This is a genomic window from Clavibacter sepedonicus, assembly GCF_000069225.1.
In the GTDB taxonomy this organism is placed as follows: Bacteria; Actinomycetota; Actinomycetes; order Actinomycetales; family Microbacteriaceae; genus Clavibacter; species Clavibacter sepedonicus.
This window is the reverse complement of the sequence record NC_010407.1, coordinates 113,672-133,577: the sequence shown is the minus strand read 5'-3', so window position 1 is coordinate 133,577 and position 19,906 is coordinate 113,672. Positions and strand designations below refer to the sequence as shown.

The following is a 19,906-nucleotide window of genomic DNA, read 5'->3' as shown; positions in this document are numbered from 1 at the left end:
GGAGGACACCCGCAGCCCGCGGACTCGACGACGGCCCGCCGCCCCCTCTCGGGGACGACGGGCCGTGGTGGTCGTGCTGCGCGCTACTCGCTGGTGATGGCGAGGTCCGGCGTGCCGGTCCCCGTGCCGATCCCGGCCGCGACCGAGATGCCCTCGCGCTGCGTGGTGACGAACGTGAACTGGTCGTCCACGTAGTCCACGTGCACGTGGTCGCCCGCGTTGAGCTCGCCCTGCAGGATGCGCTCCGACAGGCGGTCCTCGATCTCGTGCTGCACCGCGCGGCGGAGGGGCCGCGCGCCGAGCGACGGGTCGAAGCCGACCTCGATGAGGCGCTCCTTCGCGGCGGTCTCGAGCGTGATCGTGAGGTCGCGGTCCATCATGCGGTCCGACAGGCGCTTCACGAACAGGTCGACGATCTGGAGCAGCTCGGGCTTCGACAGCTGCGGGAACACGATGGTGTCGTCCACGCGGTTGAGGAACTCGGGCTTGAAGTTCTTCTTCAGCTCCTCGCTGACCTTGCCCTTCATGCGCTCGTAGGAGTTCGCGGCGTTGTTCTCGACCTGGAACCCGACCGGGGCGCCCGTGATGTCCTTGGTGCCGAGGTTGGTGGTCATGATGATGACCGTGTTCTTGAAGTCGACCACGCGGCCCTGGCCATCCGTCAGGCGTCCCTCCTCCAGGATCTGGAGCAGCGAGTTGAAGATGTCCGGGTGGGCCTTCTCGATCTCGTCGAAGAGCACCACGGAGAACGGCTTGCGGCGCACCTTCTCGGTGAGCTGGCCGCCCTCCTCGAAGCCGACGAATCCGGGAGGGGCGCCGAAGAGGCGGCTCACGGTGTGCTTCTCGCCGTACTCGCTCATGTCGAGCGAGATGAGGGCGTCCTCGTCGTCGAAGAGGAACTCCGCCAGCGCCTTCGCGAGCTCCGTCTTGCCGACGCCCGTGGGGCCGGCGAAGATGAACGACCCCGAGGGACGACGGGGGTCCTTCAGCCCGGCGCGGGTGCGGCGGATGGTCTTGGACAGGGCCGAGATGGCCTCCTCCTGGCCGATGACCCGCTGGTGCAGGGCCTTCTCCATGAAGACGAGGCGCGAGGACTCCTCCTCCGTGAGCTTGAACACGGGGATGCCCGTGGCCTGGGCCAGGACCTCGGCGATCAGGCCCTCGTCGACCTCGGCGGTGGTGCGGACGTCGCCCGAGCGCCACTGCTTCTCGAGCCGGAGGCGCTCGCCCAGGAGGTTCTTCTCCTCGTCGCGCAGGCTCGCGGCCTTCTCGAAGTCCTGGTCCTCGATGGCGGTCTCCTTGGCCACGCGGACCGTGGAGATGCGCTCGTCGAACTCGCGGAGCTCCGGTGGCGCCGACAGGATCGAGAGGCGCAGGCGCGCGCCGGCCTCGTCGATCAGGTCGATGGCCTTGTCGGGCAGGAAGCGGTCCGCGATGTAGCGGTCCGCCAGGTTCGCGGCCGAGACGATGGCGCCATCGGTGATGGACACCTTGTGGAACGCCTCGTAGCGGTCGCGCAGGCCCTTGAGGATGTTGATGGTGTGGGGCAGCGAGGGCTCCTGCACCTGGATGGGCTGGAAGCGGCGCTCGAGGGCCGCGTCCTTCTCGAAGTGCTTGCGGTACTCATCCAGCGTGGTGGCGCCGATGGTCTGCAGCTCGCCGCGCGCGAGGAGCGGCTTGAGGATGCTGGCCGCGTCGATCGCGCCCTCGGCGGCGCCCGCGCCGACGAGGGTGTGGATCTCGTCGATGAAGGTGATGATGTCGCCGCGCGTGCGGATCTCCTTGGTGACCTTCTTGAGGCGCTCCTCGAAGTCGCCCCGGTAGCGGGACCCGGCGATGAGCGAGCCGAGGTCGAGCGTGTAGAGCTGCTTGTCCTTCAGCGTCTCCGGGACGTCGCCCTTGACGATGGCCTGCGCCAGGCCCTCGACGACGGCGGTCTTGCCGACGCCGGGCTCGCCGATGAGGACGGGGTTGTTCTTGGAGCGGCGCGACAGGATCTGCATCACGCGCTCGATCTCCTTCTCGCGGCCGATGACGGGGTCGAGCTTGCCGTCGCGCGCCGCCTGCGTGAGGTTGCGCCCGAACTGGTCGAGGACCGTGGAGCCAGCCTGCTGGCTCTGCTGCGCCTCGCCGCCGACGGCGACCGCCTCCTTGCCCTGGTATCCGGACAGGAGCTGGATGACCTGCTGGCGCACGCGGTTGAGGTCGGCGCCGAGCTTGACGAGCACCTGGGCGGCGACGCCCTCGCCCTCGCGGATCAGGCCGAGCAGGATGTGCTCGGTGCCGATGTAGTTGTGGCCGAGCTGGAGGGCCTCGCGGAGCGACAGCTCCAGGACCTTCTTCGCGCGCGGCGTGAACGGGATGTGACCCGTGGGCTGCTGCTGGCCCTGGCCGATGATGTCCTGGACCTGTTCGCGGACGGCATCGAGGGAGATGCCGAGCGACTCCAGGGCCTTGGCGGCCACGCCTTCGCCCTCGTGGATGAGTCCGAGCAGGATGTGCTCGGTCCCGATGTAGTTGTGGTTGAGCATCTTGGCCTCTTCTTGGGCCAGGACGACGACGCGACGAGCGCGGTCGGTGAATCTCTCGAACATCTGTATCTCCCTGGGCACCGGGGCAGGGGGCCGGCGCCGATATGTAGAGAGTAACGACGGGTTCGACGAGTGCATGCCCCTGTTCGCCGTGGGCGTGACGCGATGCGCAGTGCGGCGGATCGGGCTCCGCGGGAGGGGCCGCCCGGGGTCGGCGGCAGGCCCTAGAGGTCGGCGTCGGGCGCGGGCACGCCCATGCGGGCGCGCTCCTTCGCCTCGATGGCGGCGTAGGCCTTGCGCTCCTGCTTGTCCGCCTGGATGACCGCGCGCATGATGAACCAGAAGATCAGGCCCACGCCGAGGGTGGGGAGGATCGACCAGATCGCGCTCGCCCAGAAATCATCCATGTGATGAGGATACGCCGCGCTCTAGGTGAGGATGCCGTAGACGCCCTGGCCGATCATGACGACGGCGATGCCGCCCACGATGATCCAGAGGGCGTAGCGCGCGGTGGTGGGCTTCTTCGGGTTCGAGCCGTCGGGGCCTAATGGCATGGTCGCCTACTTCTACTTCACTAGGGGGAACAGGATGGTCTCGCGGATGCCGAGACCGGTGATGGCCATGAGGAGCCGGTCGACCCCCATGCCCATGCCGCCCGACGGCGGCATGCCGTGCTCGAGGGCACGGAGGAACTCCTCGTCGAGCGGCATGGCCTCGTCGTCGCCGCGCGCCAACTGGCGGGCCTGGTCGACGAAGCGCTCGCGCTGCACGACGGGATCCACGAGCTCGGAGTAGCCGGTGGCCAGCTCGAAGCCGCGGATGTAGAGGTCCCACTTCTCGACGACGCCCTCGATGGAGCGGTGCGCGCGCGTAAGCGGCGACGTCTCGACGGGGAAGTCGAGGACGAAGGTGGGGCGCTCGAGCGAGCCCTTCACGAAGTGCTCCCACAGCTCCTCGACGAGCTTGCCGTGCGTGCTGAGGTGGACGTCGACGCCCTCGCGGTCGGCGATGGCCTGCAGCTCGTCGACGCTCGTGGCCGGCGTGATCTCGATCCCCGCCGCCTCGCTCAGCGACGCGTACATCGAGATGCGGTCCCACTCGCCGCCGAGGTCGTAGTCGGTGCCGTCGGCCCACGTGACGACGTGGCTGCCGGCGACCGCCATGGCCGCGTCCTGCACGAGCGTCTGGGTGAGCTCGGCGATGGAGGTGTAGTCGCCGTAGGCCTCGTACGCCTCGAGCATCGCGAACTCCGGGCTGTGGGTGGAGTCGGCGCCCTCGTTGCGGAAGTTGCGGTTGATCTCGAAGACGCGGTCGATGCCGCCGACCACGGCCCGCTTGAGGTACAGCTCCGGCGCGATGCGGAGGTACATCTCGGTGTCGAAGGCGTTGGAGTGCGTGACGAACGGGCGGGCGGACGCGCCGCCGTGCATCACCTGCAGCATGGGCGTCTCGACCTCGACGTAGCCGCGCTGCCGGAACGTCTCGCGCATGGAGGCGTTGACCTTCGCGCGGTCGAGCACGTTCTTGCGGGCCTGATCGCGGACGATGAGGTCGAGGTAGCGGCTGCGGACGCGCGTCTCGTCCGAGAGCTCGGAGTGGAGGTTCGGCAGCGGCAGCAGGGCCTTCGAGGCGATGCGCCACTCGGACGCCATGATCGACAGCTCGCCCTTCCGGCTCGCGATGACGCGGCCGCCGACGAAGACGTGGTCGCCGAGGTCGACGAGCTCCTTCCACGCGGCGAGGGCCTCGTCGCCGACCTCGGCCAGCGAGATCATGGCCTGGATGCGCGTGCCGTCGCCGGCCTGGAGCGTGGCGAAGCAGAGCTTGCCGGTGTTGCGGAAGTGGACGACGCGGCCCGCGATGCCGACGACGTGGTCGGTCTCCTCACCGGGCTCGAGGTGGCCGTGCTCGGCGCGGACGGCCGGGATGGTGGTGGTGACCGGGACCTGCACGGGGTACGCGCCCTCGCCGGGGCCGCCCTGCGCGTTGAGGCGGGCGCGCTTGGCGAGGCGCACGGCCTTCTGCTCGGCGACGTCCTCGGCGGATCCCTCCACGGCGGGAGCGGGGGCGGTCTCGGGCGTCGCGGGCGTTCCGGGGCTGTCGGTCATGTGCGGGCGGATCCTCGCGGGTCGTGGTTTCGTGGGGCGGCCGAGCGGCCTCCCGTCGATTCTCGCAGGTGCGGGCGGGGCCGGGGCACGCCCGCGGATCGGATGCGCCGCGGCGTCAGGCGATGACGACGGTCTCGTTGTCGATGAGGCGCGTGCTCCCGACCCGGGCGGCGATGACGGCCAGGGCGACGCCCCGGAAGCCGTCGTCGACGGACGCGAAGCTGGCGGGATCCACCACCTGGAAGTAGTCGAGCGCGACGGCGGGCTCCCCCATCACCACGGACTGGGCGGCGGCGATGACGGCGTCGATGCCGCGGGATCCGGCGCTCTGCGCGGCCTCGAGCGCGGCCGGGATGACGCGGGCGGCGCGGCGCTCGCGATCGTCGAGGTAGCGGTTGCGGCTGGAGAGGGCGAGGCCGTCGGGCTCGCGCACCGTCTCCAGGTCCTCGATGCGGACGGGCAGGTCGAGGTCGCGCACCATGCGGCGCACGAGGTGGAGCTGCTGCGCGTCCTTGCGGCCGAAGGTGGCGACGTCGGGGGCGATGATGTGCAGGAGCTTCGCGACGACGGTGAGCATGCCGTCGAAGTGGCCGGGGCGGGAGCGGCCCTCGAGCGTGAGGGCGACGGATCCGCCCGTGACGCGGATGCGCGCGGGGCCGTCCGGGTACATCTCGGCCGCGGAGGGCGCGAAGACGAGGTCGACGCCGGTCTCGGCGAGCGCGGCGACGTCGGCGTCGAGCGTGCGCGGGTAGGCGTCGAGGTCCTCGCCCGCGCCGAACTGCAGGGGGTTGACGAAGATCGAGACGACGACGAGGGAGCCGAGCTCGCGGGCGCGGCGGGCGTGCGCCAGGTGGCCCTCGTGCAGCGCGCCCATGGTGGGGACGAGGACGACGACGGGTGCCTCGCCCGCCGCGGTGCGCGCGGCCCGGTGGTCGCGGACGCGGGCGCGCAGCTCGGCGATGCCGGTGACGACGGTGGGCGCGGGGATCGTCATGCCGTGGTGCTCCTCGGGGGCTCGGGACGCGGACACGACAGGTTAGTGCGCGGCGGGACCCTCGTCCGTCGGCAGCGGCACGTCGCCGGAGGTGAGGCGCGCGCCGCCCGCCGGGGAGGAACGGCGGAGCGCGTCGTCGACGGCCGAGCGGATGAGGGGGCCGAGCACGCGGCCGGGCTCCTCCACGCCGATGCCCGCGAGGAGGCCGGCGGCCTGGTCGACGATCGCGGTGGAGAACGTGGTGGCGGTCGCGATGGCCTCCGCGTACGCCGGGCGGTCGCGCTCCTCCACGACGACGGGCTCGCCGCCCATCTCCACCACGAGGACCTGGGCGATGGGGAGCACGGGCGCGGGCGCGGTGACGGCGAACCAGCTGTCGACCATGCGGCTGAGGTCCATGCTCGTGCCGGTGAACGACATCGCGGGATGGATGGCGAGCGGGATGATGCCGGATGCGAACGCGGGCGCGAGCACCTGGATCCCGTGCGCCGCCGACGTGTGCACGACGAGCTGACCGGCTTGCCAGGCGCCCGTGGCGGCGAGGCCCGCGACGAGGCCGGGGAGCTCGGCGTCGGGGACGGCGAGGATCACGAGCTCGCTCCGCTCGATGAGGTCGGGGATCTCGAGGACCGGGACGCCCGGCAGCATCGCCTCCGCGCGCTCGCGGCTGGCCGCGGAGACGGCGGAGATGCCGGTGATCGCGTGACCGGCGCCCGCGAGGGCCGCGCCGAGGACGGGGCCGACGTGACCCGCGCCGACGATGCCCACGCCGAGGCGGCCGGAGCGCTGGGACGGGGCGGTCATGCGGGGTCCTCGGGGGCGGATCGGTGGCGCGGCGCGTCGGCGGCCGGGGGCGGCCACGCGGCGTCGGGGGTGGGGGTGGGGGTGGGGTCGCGCGGTGCGTCGACGGGGCCGGGCGACGGCGCGGGTGCGGGTGCGGCGGGGGCCGGCGGTGCGGGTTCAGGTGCGGGCGCGGCGGCGGCCGGCGCTGCAGCAGCCGCGGCCGACGCGGATCCCGGCGCCGGCCAGCTCGCGGCCTCGGCGCCCCAGTGCGCGGACGTGTCGGACCGGGCCGATGCCACGGCGGCCGCGACCAGCCGGGTCGACAGCTCCATGCCCGTGGCGCGGTCGATGGCGCCGAGCCGCGTGTCCACGGGTCCGGCGACCGTCGCGGCGCGCACCGAGACGAGGTCGAGGCGGCGGTCGATGGGACCCTGCGTGAGGTCCACCCCCTGCGTGCGGGCGTGCGGGACGATGACGAGGCGGCGCCAGATCATGCCGCGGCGGACGAGGAACGCGGACGCGTCGACCGCGAAGCCCGTGCGGCGCCAGGAGAAGGGCTTGAGGATCCACGCCCGGCGCGGCGACGTGGTGAAGCCGTCGTCCTCCCCGCCGCGGCCGGTCATGCCGACGGCGACGAGCCGGAGTGCCTGCTCGCCCACGAGGTCGGGCAGGACGAGGCCGAGGACGCGGTCGACGTCCCGGCGGTCGCCCACCGGGAGGATCGACGTGTTCTGCTGGCCCGCGGCGCCCGGCGACGAGGAGTGCGAGGCGCGCGTGATGCGGATCTCCCACCAGCCGGACGCGCGCCAGAGCAGCGGCTGGACGACCTCGACCGCGTGGATCCGGCCGGGCGGGATGGTGTCGTTGCTCGTCGAGAGCAGGCCGAACCCGACCCGGACGCCGTCGGGCGTGCCGGCCACGCTGTAGCGGAGCGAGCGCGTGATGCGGCGCACGAAGAAGCCGGCGGATCCCAGCAGCATCGGCAGCAGCGGCACGAGCAGGTACCAGGCCTCGAAGCGGACGATGAGCGGGATCCCGACCGCCACGAACAGCACGAGCACGACCGTGGGCGCCGAGAGGAGCACGGCACCGACGAGGCGCGGGACCGGGATGCGCACGACGGACTGGGGCGGCGCGGCGTCCGGGTCGAGCTCGGGCGCGAGGAAGTCGTCGACGCGGGATCCGACGAAGCCGCGCGCGGTGCCGCCGACCGCGGCGCGGGCCGCGGGACGGGATCCGGCCGCGTCGGCCCGCGCGCCCGACGCGAGCCGCAGCACGCGCAGGCGGAACGCGTCCGCGTCGCGCGAGCGGAGGTACTGCAGCGGCAGGTTGGCGTCGTTGCCCGCGACCTGAATCTCGAGCTTGGCCGCGCCGATGAGCCGCGCGATGAGCGGGCGCACGATGTTGACGCCCTGGATCCGGTCGAGCCGGGCCCGCCGGTTGGTGCGGGAGACGATGCCGCTGCGCACCTCGACGGTCTCCTCGGTGACGCGGAACGTGTGCATCCGCCACGAGAGGTAGGAGACGCCGACGGCGAGCACGGTGAAGGCGAGGAGGGCGACGATCACCCAGATGAGGCTGCCGGTCTCCACCAGCATCGGGATGAGGTCCTGCTCGCCGTCCCGCCGCTGGCCGGGCACGAACTGCTCCACGAGCTGCTCGCGCAGGGACGAGACGAGGAAGCCGATCGCGACGATGAAGAGGACACCGCCGCGGAGCACGGGCGTGGCGGGGTGGAGGCGGTGCCAGTCGCCGTCGGTCAGCTCCTCCGCGATGAGGGCCTCGGCCGCGGGGACGGCGGCGGATCCCGGTCCGGGTGCGGACCCGGCGGGCGCGGCGGCGGGCGGGCCGGCCGCCGGATCCTCGGGCGTCGGATCGCTCACAGCCCGGCCCGGCGCGTCTCGGCGAGGGCCACCAGCCGGTCGCGGAGCTCCTCGGCGTCGGCGTTCGTGAGCCCGGGGATCTGGATGCTCGCCGCGGCCGCCGCGGTCACGAGCTTGAGGTCGGCGAGGCCGAGCACGCGGCCGACGGGGCCGCGCGTGATGTCGACGAGCTGCATCCGGCCGTACGGCACGGCGACGATGCGGGTCCACATGATGCCGCGGCGGAAGACGAGGTCGTCGTCGCGCAGCTGGTACCCCATCGCCCGCACGCGCCGCGGGACGATCACGAGCGTCACCACCAGCTCGACGAGCGCGGCGGCGCCCAGCACGATCGGCAGCCAGCGCGGCGCGTCGACAGCGAAGAGGAACGCCGCGATGCCGCCGAGCACGAGGGCGGTGATCACGCCGCCCACCAGCTCGACGCCGACGAGGCGCGGGGAGACGCGGCGCCAGGAGACGCCGTGCGGGTCGACGTTCGGGGTCACGGTGCTCCTCTGGGTGCTGCGGTTCCCGCGGGCGGTGGTGCCGCGGGGTCCTACGAGAGCTCGCGCGCCGGATCCCCGGGGCGCGAGTCGTCCCGGTCGTCGGGCGGGACCGTGCACCAGTGCTCGGCGACCAGCCCGGCGACGAGGAGGACGACGGCTCCCACCGTACCGGCCACCGCGAGCCCCACGGAGGACGCGCCGGGCAGCACGGGCCGGGCCAGCACGAAGGCCAGCACTCCCCCGGTGACGCCGGTGAGCAGCGCCCCCGCGAGCGCCGACGCCTTGGCCAGCAGCACGACGCGCGTGGCACGGAACGGGTCGACGCGGCCGGGCGTGCGGCCGAGCGTCGAGCGGCGGATGGGGCGGGCGAGCGCGAGCAGCACGATGCCGATGATGAGGAGCGTCGCCCCGAGCGTGAGCGGCGGGATGAGGAGCGCGCGCCCGCTCATGAGGAGCGCGTTCTCGGCGAACCAGCCGACGGCCGCGCCGGCGATGAGGAGGGCGATGAGGGTGGTGGAGCGCGTGCGGGTCATGCGCGTGCCTCCGCGGCGGAGGCGGCGGGGACCGCGGCGGCGGCCGGATCGGCGGCGTCGGGCTCGAGCGCCGCGAGCAGCGCGTCCACGCGGCCGCGGCCGGGCAGCTCCGCGTCGGGATCCGCCTGCAGCCACGGGGCGAGCACGAACGCGCGCTCGGCGGCGCGCGGGTGGGGCAGCGTGAGGCGGTCGTCGTGGATCCGCGCATCGCCGTGCGCGACGACGTCGAGGTCGATCGTCCGGTCGCCCCAGCGCTCCGCGCGCACGCGGCCGAGGTCGCGCTCGATCCCGGCCAGCGCGTCGAGCAGCGCGTGCGGGCCGATCGCCGCGTCCACCAGCACGACGCCGTTGAGGTAGCCGGGCTTCGTCGGGTCCTCCCCCGCGGGCGTCACAGCGACCGACTCCACGAGATCCGAGGAGCGCACGACGCGGAGGCCGGGCACCTCGTCGATTAGGGCCAGCGCGCGCTCGATGGTCGCCCGCCGGTCGCCGAGGTTGGATCCGACGGCCACGACCGCGCGCACGGTCTCCCCCGGCGCCGGCAGCGCGGACGCCCGCTCGATCACGACGGCCACGTCGTCGAACGGCACCGCGATCGGCGCGTCCGGCTTGTGCACCGTGACGCGGACCCACCGCGCGACGGGATGCGCGAGCACGACGCCCGCGACGCGCTCGGCGAGCGTCTCGATGAGGTCGACCGGATCGCGCTCGGCCGCCGCGGCGACCTCGTCGGCCAGCTCGCCGTAGTGCAGCGTGCGGCCGAGCTCGTCGCTGCCGCCCGCGGGCGCGAGGTCGAGGGCGACCTCGAGGTCGATCACGAACGGCTGGCCGTCGCGGCGCTCCTCGGCGAAGACGCCGTGGTGGGCGTGCACGCGGAGGCCGGTGAGGAGGATGCGGTCGGTCGGGAGGCCCGTCACCATGAGCGGCCCACGACGATGGAGGGGAGGTCGCCCGGGTCGGCCGGGTCGTACCAGAGCGGCAGCTTGCCGCCGACGGCAGGGAGCAGGCGATCGGCCGTCGTCACGGTGCGCGTGACGTGGTGGTCGCGGCCGTCGGCGTCGGTGAAGGCGACCGTGAGGCGCGCGCGGACGGCGTCGCCGGATCCGTCGAGGCGCTGCACGGCTGTGACGATCGCGGCGGTCCGGCGGCCGGTCTCGGTCACGCGGCGGGCGTTGGCGGCGAGGCGCGCGACGCGGCGCTGGACGACGGCGCAGGCGATCGCGGCGGCGATCCCGAGGACCGCGAGCACGGCGGCGACCAGCGCGAGGACGGGGTCCGACGCGTCGCCCTCGGGGGCGACCGGCGCGAAGGCGAGGGCGCACACGATGCCGAGCGGCGTGCCGAGCAGCACGACGGCGGTCGGCCAGAGCAGGGCGCCGACGGTGGTGAGCACGGGAGACAGCAGCACGACGGATGCGTAGGCGCTGCCGAGCGAGCCGATCAACCCGAGCACGATGGCCACGACCTTCGCCACGACGACCGCGGCGCCCGAGTCGGCGGCGAGGTCGGCCGGGACGGTCAGGCCGACGCCGAGGATCACGGAGGCGACGAGCGCGGCGACCGCGGTGCGGACGAGCACCGCCTGCGGGGCGACGACGACACGGTCCTGGCTCACGGCGCTCATGCTCCTACTCTGACAGACCGGCGGCGGACCACCCGGCGGATGCGGCGTCGAGCGCCTCGGCCCGGCCGCGCGCCCACGCCGCCTCGACCCCGATCGCGGCGCGGGTGGACGCGACGTCGTGCACGCGCACGGCCCACGCCCCCGCTCGTGCGGAGAGCGCGCTGACGACCGCGGTCGGCACGTCGCGGTCCTCGACGCCCGCACCCTCCGGCAGCAGCCGTCCGAGGAAGCGCTTGCGGGACGCGCCCACGAGCACGCGGTGGCCGAGGCCCGTGAGCGCGTCGAGGGATCCGAGCAGCTGCCAGTCGTGCGCGGCGTCCTTCGCGAAGCCGAGACCAGGGTCGAGGATGACGCGGGCGGGATCCAGCCCCGCGGCCACGAGCGCGTCGATGCGCGCGAGCAGCTCGTCGCGCACCTCGCCCACGGTGTCGGCGTACGTCGCGCGCGCGGCCATCATGTCGCTGTGGCCGCGCCAGTGCATCGCCACGTAGTCGACGTCGGCGCCGGCGACGACCGCGGCCATGCCCGGATCCGCGAGACCGCCGGACACGTCGTTGACGATCCGCGCCCCGACGGCGACGCAGGCCTCCGCGGTCGCGGCGCGCATGGTGTCGACGCTCACGGCGATCCCCTCCGCGGCGAGCTCGCGGACCACGGGCACGACGCGCGCCCGCTCCTCCGCTGCGTCGACGCGCGCGGCACCCGGACGGGTGGACTCCCCGCCCACGTCGACGAGGTCCGCGCCCGCAGCGACCATCCGTCGGGCGTGCGCGAGCGCGTCGTCGAGGGCGAGGTGGCGTCCGCCGTCGCTGAACGAGTCGGGCGTGGCGTTGAGGATCCCCATCACGAGCGTGCGCGCGACGGGCGGAGTCGTGGTCACGGCCGGTCCCGCCCGGACGCCGCGGGCAGCAGCGCGAGCACCTCGGCGCGCGCCGCCGGCTCCGCGAGCGATCCGCGCGCCGCGATGGTGATGGTCGTGCTGCCGGCCTGCCGAGTGCCGCGCGCGGTGACGCAGCCGTGCGCCGCGTCGAGGATCACGGCGACGCCGCGCGCCCCGAGGCCGTGCTCGAGCGCCTCGGCGATCTGCTCGCCCAGCCGCTCCTGCATCTGCGGGCGGGAGGCGAGGTCGTCGACCACGCGCGGCAGGCGGCCGAGGCCGACGATCCGCTCCCCCGGCACGTAGGCCAGGTGGGCGACGCCGGTGAACGGCAGCAGGTGGTGCTCGCAGATGGAGCGGAACGCGATGCCCGTCACGATGACGGGCTGCGGGGCCGCGTCCGTCTCGGGCAGCGGGAACGTCTCCTGGAGGTGCCGGAGCGGATCCGCGCCGACGCCCGCGAAGAACTCGCCGTAGGCCTCGGCCACGCGCGCCGGGGTGGTCGCGAGACCCTCCCGGGCGGGGTCCTCGCCGATCGCGAGGATCAGCTCGGCCACGGCCGCCTCGATGCGCGCCCGGTCGACGCCCACTCAGGTCACGCCGTCGCGGGACGCGGGAAGGGCGAGCGCTTCGGCTTGCCGGCCGGCGGCTCCGAGTCGACCGCGCCGTCGACGACGCCCTGGTCGATGGGCGCCTTCTGCGGCATGGGCACGGGAGGCAGGTCGGACAGCGGGCGCTTGTCGCTCGAGAGCCACTGCGGGCGCGGCGGCAGCTTCTTCACGTCCGCGAAGATCGCCGCGAGCTGGTCGTGGTCGAGCGTCTCCTTCTCGAGCAGCTCGGTGGCCAGGCGGTCGAGCACGTCGCGGTTGTCGTTGATGACCTGCCACGCCTCGTCGTGCGCGCCGTCGAGGAGCGCGCGCACCTCGGCGTCGACCGTGAGGGCCATGTCCTCCGAGTAGTCGCGGCTGCCGCCGAGGTCGCGGCCGAGGAACGGCTCGCCGGAGCTGGAGCCGAGCTTCACGGATCCGATCTTGGCGCTCATGCCGTACTCGGTGACCATGCGACGCGCGGTCGACGTGGCCTTCTCGATGTCGTTCGACGCGCCCGTGGTGGGGTCGTGGAACACGATCTCCTCCGCGACGCGGCCGCCCATGGCGTACGTCAGCTGGTCGAGCAGCTCGTTGCGGGTGACGGAGTACTTGTCCTCCAGCGGCAGCACCATCGTGTAGCCGAGGGCGCGGCCGCGCGGCAGGATCGTGACCTTCGTGACGGGATCCGTGTTGTTCATGGCCGCCGCCGCGAGCGCGTGGCCGCCCTCGTGGTACGCGGTGATGAGCTTCTCGTGGTCGCGCATGATGCGGCTGCGGCGCTGGGGGCCGGCCATGACGCGGTCGACGGCCTCGTCGAGGGCACGGTCGTCGATCAGCTGCGCGTTGGAGCGCGCCGTGAGGAGCGCGGCCTCGTTGAGGACGTTGGCGAGGTCGGCGCCGGTGAAGCCCGGGGTCTTCCGCGCGAGGACCTCGAGGTCGACGCCCGCGGCGAGCGGCTTGCCGCGCCCGTGCACCTCGAGGATCTGCTTGCGGCCCTGCAGGTCGGGGGCATCGACGCCGATCTGGCGGTCGAAGCGGCCGGGGCGCAGGAGCGCGGGGTCGAGCACGTCGGGCCGGTTGGTGGCCGCGATGAGGATGACGTTGGTCTTGACGTCGAAGCCGTCCATCTCCACCAGGAGCTGGTTGAGCGTCTGCTCGCGCTCGTCGTTGCCGCCGCCGACGCCGGCACCGCGGTGGCGGCCGACCGCGTCGATCTCGTCGACGAAGATGATGGCCGGCGCGTTCTGCTTGGCCTGCTCGAAGAGGTCGCGCACACGGCTCGCGCCGACGCCCACGAACATCTCGACGAAGTCGGATCCGGAGATCGAGTAGAAGGGCACGCCCGCCTCACCCGCGACGGCGCGCGCGAGGAGCGTCTTGCCGGTGCCGGGAGGGCCGTACAGCAGCACGCCCTTGGGGATGCGGGCGCCGACGGCCTGGAACTTGGCGGGCTCCTTGAGGAAGTCCTTGATCTCCTCGAGCTCCTCGATGGCCTCGTCCGCCCCGGCGACGTCCGCGAACGTGACCTTCGGCGAGTCCTTGGAGGCGAGCTTCGCCTTCGACTTGCCGAACTGCATGACGCGGTTCCCGCCGCCCTGCATGCCGGAGAACATGATCCAGATGAAGAAGCCGATGAGCAGCAGCGGCAGCAGGATGCTGAACGCCGACAGCAACCAGCTCGGTTGGGGCACCTGGTCGTCGAAGCCCTCGGCGGGGTTCGCGGTCGTGATGGCGGAGACGATCTCGCCGCCGCGCTGCGCGACGTAGTTGAACTGCACCATGGTGCCGTTGTCGCCGTCGGCGCTCGCGAGCGTGAGGTCCACGCGCTGCTCGCCGTCGATGATCTTGGCGGAGGCGACCTTGCCGTCCTGGATCAGCTCGAGGCCGTGCTGCGTGGTGATGGTCTTGTAGCCGGATCCGGTGATGAGGCTGAAGCCCACCGACACCACGACGATGGCGAGGACGACGATGAGGATCGGGCTGCGGAGGAGTTTCTTGAAGTTCATGAGCGTAGGGGCGCGGGCCCGACACCTTTCTGCCCGTGCCGCGCCGTACGGCGACGAGATGTCTCGAGGATACAAGCGGCCGTCTGAGCGTGGCCGTGGTGTTCGCCGCCAGCCGAACGTGCGCCGGCGAAGAGGCGGATGGGAGGAGCGGCGCGCGTCAGCTGTAGACGTGCGGCGCGAGGATCGCCACGTCGCGGAGGTTGCGGTACCGCTCGGCGTAGTCGAGGCCGTAGCCGACCACGAAGTCGTCCGGGATCTCGAAGCCCACGTACTTCACGTCGACGGCGATCTTCGCGGCCTCGGGCTTGCGCAGCAGGGCGCACACCTCGACGCTCGCGGCGCCGCGGGAGCGCAGGTTCGCCAGCAGCCAGGAGAGCGTGAGGCCGGAGTCGATGATGTCCTCGACGATGAGCACGCGGCGGCCGGTGAGGTCGGCGTCGAGGTCCTTGAGGATGCGGACGACGCCGCTCGACTTGGTGCCGGAGCCGTAGGAGCTGACCGCCATCCAGTCCATGTGGATGGGAAGCGCGAGCTCGCGCGCGAGGTCGGCCATGACCATGACCGCGCCCTTCAGCACGCCCACGAGGAGCAGGTCCTCCCCCGGGTTGTCGCGCTCGATCTCGCGGCACATCTCGGCGATGCGGCCGTGGATCTCCTCCTGGGTGTGGAGGACCTCGGTCAGGTCGTCGGCGATGTCGGTGGATCTCATGTCACTCTTCCGTCGTCCTGGCGCTGAGGACGATGAGCTCGTCCTTGCGTAGAACCCTAACGCCCGGCAGGTCGACCGGCCCCTGCCCGTGCCAGTCGGTGACGAGCCGCGCGACCTCCAGGACGTGCGTCCGCGAGAGGTGCGCCGCGAACTCCTCGCGCGCGGCGAGCCGGATCAGCCGGTGCCGCAGCGCGGGCGGCGCGGCGAGGAGCGAGGCCACCTCGAGGGAGATGCCCGCCTCGGCGTGGTCCGCGATCTCCTCGACCATCTCGGCGGCGAAGTGCTCGAGCGCGTCGTCGTCCTCGCGCAGCTGGTCGGCCGTGCGGGCGAGGGCCACGGCGATCCCGGGGCCGAGCTCGCGTTCGAGCACGGGCAGCACGTCGTGGCGGACGCGGACGCGGGCGTAGGAGGGGTCGGCGTTGTGCGGGTCCTGCCACGGGTCGAGGCCCTGGTCGGCGCACGCCGCGCGCGTGATGGCCGCGCGGATCCCGAGCAGCGGCCGCAGGTGGACGGCGCCGGCCGTGCGCGCGGGCGTCGACCGCGCCATGCCGTGCAGGCTGGCGGCGCCGGATCCCCGGGCGAGCCCGAGCAGCACGGTCTCGGCCTGGTCGTCGAGAGTGTGGGCGAGGAGCAGCGCGCGGGATCCGGTCGCCCGGAGCGCGTCGTCGAACGCGGCGTAGCGGGCGGCGCGGGCGGCGGCCTCGGGGCCGGACGCGCTCCTGTCCACCCGCACGCGCGTCACGACGACCGGCGCGAGGCCGAGAGCGCGCGCGGCATCGGCGGCGCGGGCGGCGACGTCGGCGGATCCGTCCTGCAGCCCGTGGTCGACGACGACGGCGCCCACGGCGACGCCCGCGCGCGGCCCCTCGAACGCGGCCGCCGCGGCCAGCGCGAGCGAGTCGGCGCCGCCGGAGAGGGCGACGAGGGCGGGACCGGCCGGCTGCGCGGGGAGCGTCGCGAGCGCCTCGCGGACCGCCCGCCTGAGGTCCGCGACGGCGGGGGTGAGACGGGGGCGCTCGGAGGGCATCCACTAACGTTATGGCAGCAATCCGCCCACGTCAGAACCACGAGGAGCACGCGCATGGCCAGCTACGACGTCGTCGTCGAAATCCCCAAGGGGTCCCGCAACAAGTACGAGGTCGACCACGAGACGGGCCGCGTGTACCTGGACCGCGTGCTCTTCACGTCGTTCGTCTACCCCACCGACTACGGCTACTTCGAGAACACGCTCGGCCTCGACGGCGACCCCGTCGACGTGCTGGTGCTCCTCGAGTACCCGGTCTTCCCCGGCGTCGGCGTCGCCATCCGCCCCGTGGGCGTCTTCAACATGAGCGACGAGGCCGGCATCGACTCCAAGGTCATCGGCGTCCCCGCGAAGGACCCGCGCTGGGCCCACATCCAGGACATCGACGACGTGCCGCAGCAGACGCGCAACGAGATCGAGCACTTCTTCGAGCACTACAAGGACCTCGAGCCCGGCAAGTGGGTCAAGACCGAGGGCTGGGGCGACGCGGCCGAGGCCGAGCGCATCGTGCAGGCCGGCTTCGAGAAGCTCCAGGCCGAGGGCGACGGCCACGGCCACGGCGGCGAGCCGGACGAGGACGCCTGATCCGGGTCACCCCCTCCAGCCCCCGCGGCTGACACGACGACGCCCGCCCCCGCAGCAGATGCGGTGAGGCGGGCGTCGTCGTGTGCCGTCCGGAGGAGCCGGGCCGGCTGCGGCCGGGCGGGATCAGCCGGGTCGGCCGACGTAGGGCATGATGTCGCTGCCGCCCCAGAGGCCCTGGATCTTCACCACGTCGCCGGGCTTCGGCGCCGCGATGATGGTGTCCCCGCCGAGCGAGATGGCGTCATGGTAGAAGCCGCCACCGCTGTTCCAGAAGATGATGTCGCCGGCCTGGCGCTGCGAGAACGGGACGAGGCGGCCCTGCGACTGCATCTTGGCGTACTGGCTGCTCACCGAGTGGCTGCCGACGTCGATGCCCGCCGCGCGGTACGCCATCATCACGAGGCCCGAGCAGTCCCACACGTTCGGGCCCGCACCGCCGAGGACGTAGGACTCGCCGAGCTGGGCCTTCGCGAACCCGATGGCGACCTGCGCGGCGTTGCCGGAGGGCGCGGGCGCCGGAGCGGGAGCCGGCGCCGGGGCGGGCGCGGGACGCGACGGCTGCTGCGGGGCCGGCTGCTGGGGCGCGGGGGCGGGCGCGGGCGCGCTCGATCCGCCGCCGGACGAGGATCCGCCACCGCCACCGGACGACGCACCACCGCCGCCGCCGCCGGATGAGGAGCCACCGCCGGACGACGACCCGCCGGACGAGCCGCCGGACGAGGACCCGGAGGAGGCCGCCGGGGCCGCCGCGGCCGCGGGGATCGGCGGCTGCGTGATGCTCTGGATGTACTGCGCCTCGATCTCCGCGGTGGAGTCCTTGAGGAGCGCGAGCTGCGCGATGAGCTGGTCGCTGTTGCGCGTCTGCTCGGTGACCGCGGCCTGCGCGGTCGCGGCGGCGGAGTTCGCGTCGTCGAGAGCCTGCTGGGCCTCGTCCGCGAGGCGGGCGAGATCGTCCTTGGCGACCTGCGCCTGGTCGCTCAGCGACGCGGCGCTGTTGCGATCCGCGAGCGCCTGCTGGTACACGGACTGCGTGCTCTCGGACAGCTTCGACATCGTGCCGAGCGAGCGCAGCAGCTCCTCCGCGTCCTCCCCGTCGGACGAGAAGAGGCTCGCGGTGATGTCCTGGCCGCCCGCTCGGGCGAGGTGGCTCGCGAGGAGCCCGGCGCGCATCCGGCTGGTGAGGGCCGTGGCCTGCGCCTCGTCGGCCTTCTTCTGCAGGCGCGCGAGCTCGTCCGCCTTCGCGTCGCGCAGGGCCTGCGCCTCGGCGTACTTCTCGCCGGCGATCAGCGCGGCCTTGTTCGACTGGTCCGCGGACTCCTGCAGGCCCGTGACCAGCTCGGTCACGCGGTCGATGGCCGCCTGCGTGTCGGCCTGGTTCGCCTTCGCCGCCTGCACGTCGGCCCACGAGGGGTAGTCGGTGGCGGCGAACGCGGTCTGGGCGGCGACGCCGCTGGACACCGCGATCACCCCCACGGCGATCGTGGAGATGACGACCGTGGTCGGGCGGAGGTGGTTCATGTCGTTCCTCATGTCAATGCGTGCTGGTGATGGAGACGCCCTGGCCGTGCATGAACGCCACGGGGTCGACGGCGTTCCCGTCGATGCGGATCTCGAAGTGGAGGTGGCACCCGGTGGAGCCGCCCGTGGTTCCCGTGCGGGCGATGGGCTGGCCCGCGACGACCTGCTGGCCGGTGCGGACGAGCGTGCCGCCGTCCATGATGTGCCCGTAGGCCGAGGAGACGCCGCCGCCGTGGTCGATGCGGATGTAGTTGCCGTAGCCGCCGTTCCGGCCCGCGAAGCTCACGGTGCCCGAGTGGGCCGCGTACTGGGTCTCGCCGCAGCTGTACCCGCGGACGAGGTCCTCGCCCGCGTGCATGATCTTGGTGTGGTAGATCGGGTGGATCCGGTACCCGAAGAAGCTGCTCGTGCTGGCTCCCGGCAGCGGCGCGGTCCAGCCGGATGAGCTGATGGCACCGGGCGAGACGTCGCCTCCCGCGCCGCCCTGGCTCGCGGCGAGTGCGTCCGCGTCGGCCTGGCGCTTGCGGACGCCCGCCTGGTAGTCGTCCTCGGTGGCCTCGCGGTTCTCGGTGATGACGGAGAGCTTCGCGTCGGCGTCCGCCTTCTGCGCGCTCTGGTCCTCGAGCGCCTGCTCGAGGTCCTGCTGCGCCTGGGCGGCCTCCTCGAGGAGCTGCTCGGCCTTCGCGTTCAGCGCATCGAGCTCCGTGAGCGCCACCTGGGCCTGGTCGCTGAGGGACTTGGCGGCGTTGCGGTCCTGGAGCGCGATCGCGTAGATCTGGTCGGACTTCTCGGCGACCTTGCTCATGGTGCCGAGCTTGTCGAGGAGGTCGTCGCTGCCGTCGCCCTCGCTGAGGAGGAGGGTGCCGGAGAGGTTCTGCCCGCCGGACCGCATCAGCTGCTTGGCGAGGCCGGCCGCCTGCTCCTGGGACTTGGTGGCCTTCTCGGCAGCCTCGTCGACCCTCTGCTGGAGCAGGATCGTCTCCGCCTGCTTGTCATCCGCCGCCTGCTGCGCCTTGTCGTGCTCGTCGCCGCGCTGGACCACGAGGTCCTGCGCGTCGCTGACCTTCTGCTGGAGCGACGCGATCTCGTCGTTGATGCGCTGCACGAGCGCCTGCTGGGCCTGCTCGTCGCCGCGGGCCTTCTGCACGTCGTCCCACGAGGCGAAGGTGTCGGCGTGGGCGGGAGCCGCGATCGACCCGGTGAGGAGCACGGCGGCGATGGCGACGATCGCCTGGAGGCTGCGGCGGCCGCGCGGGCGCTGTCGTCTGGCGCCCGAGGTGGGCGAGCTCCGGAGGAGGTCATGGTGCATGGTGATCCCGATCATCGTGTCGCCCGGCTGGCCGGCTGCGCCTCCCTGCAGGGCCGGCGGGGAGCGCGGATCACATCCGTCACGCCTTCACCGGCTCTCACAGTAGCAACGGGGGTGCGCGACGCACAGCGCGCCGATGCGGGGATCCGTACGGGGGATCCCCTCCCCGGGAGGGTCGAGCGAAGGCTAACCCCGCGGATGGGGCACACCGCGGCAGCGCGCTGGCCGTGTCGCGAACCTGGCAGGAGCTCGGGAACGGTGCCCGCGATCCCTTCGCGGAGGCCGTGCGCGAGGTGGCGACACGCCGCCCGATCCGCATGCCCGCGGGGCCGCGACCCGCGCGGGGA

At 73.1% G+C, this 19,906-nt stretch carries 19 protein-coding genes; 1 reads left to right on the top strand and 18 read right to left on the bottom strand.

The genetic code is table 11. From position 1 onward, the window contains the following. Positions 1–83: 83 nt before the first annotated feature. The 16 genes from CMS_RS00570 to tilS form a co-directional block, all read right to left on the bottom strand. Positions 84–2,594 (bottom strand): ATP-dependent Clp protease ATP-binding subunit, encoded by a 2,511-nt coding sequence (locus CMS_RS00570; protein WP_012297595.1) that lies wholly within the window; start codon positions 2,592–2,594, stop codon positions 84–86. Positions 2,595–2,755: 161 nt separating this feature from the next. Beyond that, positions 2,756–2,938, bottom strand: a complete 183-nt coding sequence (locus CMS_RS00565) for a hypothetical protein (RefSeq protein ID WP_012297594.1) — start codon at positions 2,936–2,938, stop codon at positions 2,756–2,758. Between the two features lie 21 nt (positions 2,939–2,959). Beyond that, a complete protein-coding gene (locus tag CMS_RS18110) occupies positions 2,960–3,085 on the bottom strand; it encodes a hypothetical protein (RefSeq protein ID WP_012037540.1) in 126 nt (41 codons plus the stop codon). A gap of 12 nt (positions 3,086–3,097) precedes the next feature. Further along, positions 3,098–4,639, bottom strand: coding sequence for a lysine--tRNA ligase (gene lysS / locus CMS_RS00560; RefSeq protein WP_012297593.1), 1,542 nt, complete (start codon positions 4,637–4,639; stop codon positions 3,098–3,100). Positions 4,640–4,754: 115 nt separating this feature from the next. Next, a complete protein-coding gene (gene panC, locus CMS_RS00555; protein ID WP_012297592.1) occupies positions 4,755–5,633 on the bottom strand; it encodes a pantoate--beta-alanine ligase in 879 nt (292 codons plus the stop codon). A gap of 42 nt (positions 5,634–5,675) precedes the next feature. Continuing rightward, positions 5,676–6,437, bottom strand: coding sequence for a Rossmann-like and DUF2520 domain-containing protein (locus CMS_RS00550; RefSeq protein ID WP_012297591.1), 762 nt, complete (start codon positions 6,435–6,437; stop codon positions 5,676–5,678). After that, on the bottom strand, positions 6,434–8,299 hold the full coding sequence (locus CMS_RS00545) for a PH domain-containing protein (RefSeq protein ID WP_012297590.1): 1,866 nt from the start codon (positions 8,297–8,299) through the stop codon (positions 6,434–6,436). Before CMS_RS00545 ends, CMS_RS00550 begins: the two co-directional genes overlap by 4 nt. Beyond that, positions 8,296–8,784 (bottom strand): PH domain-containing protein, encoded by a 489-nt coding sequence (locus tag CMS_RS00540; RefSeq protein WP_012297589.1) that lies wholly within the window; start codon positions 8,782–8,784, stop codon positions 8,296–8,298. The genes CMS_RS00545 and CMS_RS00540 overlap by 4 nt, the downstream gene beginning before the upstream one ends. Before the next feature lie 50 nt (positions 8,785–8,834). Beyond that, positions 8,835–9,317, bottom strand: coding sequence for a DUF3180 domain-containing protein (locus CMS_RS00535; protein WP_012297588.1), 483 nt, complete (start codon positions 9,315–9,317; stop codon positions 8,835–8,837). Continuing rightward, positions 9,314–10,237 carry a 2-amino-4-hydroxy-6-hydroxymethyldihydropteridine diphosphokinase gene (folK, locus tag CMS_RS00530; protein ID WP_012297587.1) on the bottom strand — a complete coding sequence of 308 codons (924 nt, stop codon included), beginning with the start codon at positions 10,235–10,237 and terminating at the stop codon, positions 9,314–9,316. The genes CMS_RS00535 and folK overlap by 4 nt, the downstream gene beginning before the upstream one ends. Further along, entirely contained in the window at positions 10,231–10,941 is a 711-nt protein-coding gene (locus CMS_RS00525) for a DUF3592 domain-containing protein (protein WP_012297586.1), read from the bottom strand. The genes folK and CMS_RS00525 overlap by 7 nt, the downstream gene beginning before the upstream one ends. Positions 10,942–10,945: 4 nt before the next feature. Continuing rightward, positions 10,946–11,785, bottom strand: a complete 840-nt coding sequence (gene folP, locus CMS_RS00520) for a dihydropteroate synthase (protein WP_041464795.1) — start codon at positions 11,783–11,785, stop codon at positions 10,946–10,948. A gap of 32 nt (positions 11,786–11,817) precedes the next feature. Further along, positions 11,818–12,408, bottom strand: a complete 591-nt coding sequence (gene folE / locus CMS_RS00515; RefSeq protein ID WP_012297584.1) for a GTP cyclohydrolase I — start codon at positions 12,406–12,408, stop codon at positions 11,818–11,820. Positions 12,409–12,413: 5 nt separating this feature from the next. Further along, positions 12,414–14,414: an ATP-dependent zinc metalloprotease FtsH gene (gene ftsH, locus CMS_RS00510; protein WP_012297583.1), complete on the bottom strand. Its 2,001-nt coding sequence runs from the start codon at positions 14,412–14,414 to the stop codon at positions 12,414–12,416. Between the two features lie 157 nt (positions 14,415–14,571). After that, entirely contained in the window at positions 14,572–15,123 is a 552-nt protein-coding gene (gene hpt, locus CMS_RS00505; protein WP_012297582.1) for a hypoxanthine phosphoribosyltransferase, read from the bottom strand. A gap of 1 nt (position 15,124) precedes the next feature. After that, positions 15,125–16,150, bottom strand: a complete 1,026-nt coding sequence (tilS, locus tag CMS_RS00500) for a tRNA lysidine(34) synthetase TilS (protein WP_012297581.1) — start codon at positions 16,148–16,150, stop codon at positions 15,125–15,127. Positions 16,151–16,204: 54 nt separating this feature from the next. Between tilS and CMS_RS00495 the strand changes: the two genes are divergently transcribed. Beyond that, positions 16,205–16,732, top strand: a complete 528-nt coding sequence (locus tag CMS_RS00495) for an inorganic diphosphatase (RefSeq protein ID WP_012297580.1) — start codon at positions 16,205–16,207, stop codon at positions 16,730–16,732. 123 nt (positions 16,733–16,855) lie between these two features. On the opposite strand, the gene CMS_RS00490 is transcribed toward CMS_RS00495, so the two are convergent. Next, positions 16,856–18,250, bottom strand: a complete 1,395-nt coding sequence (locus CMS_RS00490) for a C40 family peptidase (protein WP_049791875.1) — start codon at positions 18,248–18,250, stop codon at positions 16,856–16,858. Between the two features lie 13 nt (positions 18,251–18,263). Next, positions 18,264–19,559: a peptidoglycan DD-metalloendopeptidase family protein gene (locus CMS_RS00485; RefSeq protein ID WP_041464794.1), complete on the bottom strand. Its 1,296-nt coding sequence runs from the start codon at positions 19,557–19,559 to the stop codon at positions 18,264–18,266. Positions 19,560–19,906: the final 347 nt, after the last annotated feature.